The organism is Tahibacter sp., from assembly GCF_032229445.1.
Taxonomy (GTDB): domain Bacteria; phylum Pseudomonadota; class Gammaproteobacteria; order Xanthomonadales; family Rhodanobacteraceae; genus Tahibacter.
The window spans coordinates 1-1,821 of the sequence record NZ_JAVTWC010000141.1; the positions used below are offsets into that span (position 1 = coordinate 1).

2 protein-coding genes are annotated in these 1,821 nt (G+C 64.0%); one reads left to right on the plus strand and one right to left on the minus strand.

What is annotated here, in order from left to right; translation table 11 throughout:
- Positions 1-435, minus strand: a complete 435-nt coding sequence (locus tag RUU78_RS25485) for an SDR family NAD(P)-dependent oxidoreductase (protein ID WP_313920724.1) — start codon at positions 433-435, stop codon at positions 1-3.
- A gap of 454 nt (positions 436-889) precedes the next feature.
- Here RUU78_RS25485 and RUU78_RS25490 point away from each other — a divergent pair, with 454 nt between their 5' ends.
- Positions 890-1,711, plus strand: coding sequence for a hypothetical protein (locus RUU78_RS25490; protein WP_313920704.1), 822 nt, complete (start codon positions 890-892; stop codon positions 1,709-1,711).
- Positions 1,712-1,821 lie beyond the last annotated feature (110 nt).

Below are 1,821 nucleotides of genomic sequence, written 5' to 3' on the forward strand. Positions count from 1 at the left end.
CTAACGACACCAACGCACTCGCGTTCTTGATCTCCGGAATAGCGGGGCAGCTTCAATGATCTTTCCCGCGCCCCTTTCCCGCATCGCCGGGACGAGGAGCTGAGTCAGGCGGGCCAGTCCGAAGAGGTTGACCTCAAACTGGTAGCGCGCGTCCTCGATGGAAGTCTCCTCGACGGACCCGTACATGCCGAAGCCGGCGTTGTTCACCAGGACATCGACGCCGCCGTGGACGGAGGTGATGGTCCGGACCGCAGCAAGGATGTCCTCGTCCTGCGTGATGTCCATCTTCACGGGAATCGCCCCCAGATCCTTCAGGTCCTGCATCTGATCGAGCCGACGCGCCGCGACGTACACCGTGTGGCCATCGCGCAGCAGGCGCATGGCGGTGTCTTTGCCCATACCCGACGAAGCGCCGGTAACAAGAATGGTGCTCATGTGTCTCTTCCTTCTGCCGTTGACTCTCCAATGCGGGGTGCTTGGAGCGGTGAGGAGAATTCTGGGCGCTGGGGCACGCCATGAAACTAGCAGAGCACGCCAAAAAGCTGGCAAAGCACGCCACGAAACGCTCGGATAGAGTCGGGCGCGGCGATCGGTAGTGCCAACGACGCCCCCCCGCAATGAGTAGCGGTCGACTCCGGAGTCCGGTTTTGGTCTTAACCGCTCTGCTGCGAGTCGCTGGGCATAGGCTGAAGGCGTCAATCTGCCGAGTGCCTTCTTCGGTCGTTCGTCGTTGTATTCGCGCTGCCGCCTCACCGCCAGCCCGTGCGCGACCATTTTGGAATGCACTTGTCACCATTTTGGAACGACCTGAAAGCCGGCCACTCCTAGCCTGTCGGCGGCCACGGCTAGCCAACCGGTCAAGCCGGCCTCTGCTTGGAGAGATCTCAACATGAACGTCAGAATTCTTGGTGCTGCTCTGCTGGCCGTCCTCGGCACCAGTGTTTCTCATTCCGCCCTGGCCGACTCCGCGGCCGAATCGTTCCAGCCGGGCGATTCCGTGAACGTCGTCGACACGTCCCCCGCGTCGATCACCACTACCGGCAAGTTCCAGCGGCTGATCCGATTGAAGGACGCCGGCGCGAGCACCGTCTACCGCCATCGGCTCGACCTGCCCGCGGGCGCCCATGTGCGAGGGACGGGAGACGAGGCGGGAGCGCGCAACCTGTCGAGCGACCTCGAAGTCGTCGACGGCCGGGGTCGCACGCTCGGCACCATCGACTCGGCCTGGGCGCAGGATGCGACGGGCCAGCCCTTGCCCAGCTACTTCCGCATCGAGGGCGACACGCTCGTGCAGGTGGTGGACGCGAGCAAGGCCGTCGGCGAAGTAACCGCCCTGCTGCAATACACCGGCGTCTCCGCCGAACTTGCCCCGGCCGGCGCGATGGTGGAGGCCTACGTGGGTATTCCTTCCAACTACGTCTACAACCTCAACCATCCGCGCAAAACGCTGCACGACTACTGCACCAAGTCACCCGACGAATTCCCCAACCCCATCGGTGCGAACGCCAATTTTCGCGGACCCTGCGCGCGCCACGACATGTGCTTCGAGCTGAAGCAGGCATCGCAGTACACCTGCAACAATCGTCTCTGGAGCGACATGCGGTCGAACTGCGAGCACACCTACGCGTGGTACAACCCGACGCGCGATGCCTGCTACAGCACGGCAAATGTGTATTGGGTAGCGGTGACGGCCAACACCATCTGGCCCTGATGGCAACCCGTTCCGTCTGACCTGCGGCGCGCGGCCGCCGGCGCGCCCCGCGACTCGAAGAACGTGGGGATGGTCCCCAAGGCCCCGCGCGGCGCAGGCGGACGCGGCGT

Coding starts and splice junctions, on each gene's coding strand:
- RUU78_RS25490 (WP_313920704.1), top strand. CDS start 890: ATGAACGTCAGAATTCTTGGTGCTGCTCTGCTGGCCGTCCTCGGCACC.
- RUU78_RS25485 (WP_313920724.1), bottom strand. CDS start 435: ATGAGCACCATTCTTGTTACCGGCGCTTCGTCGGGTATGGGCAAAGAC.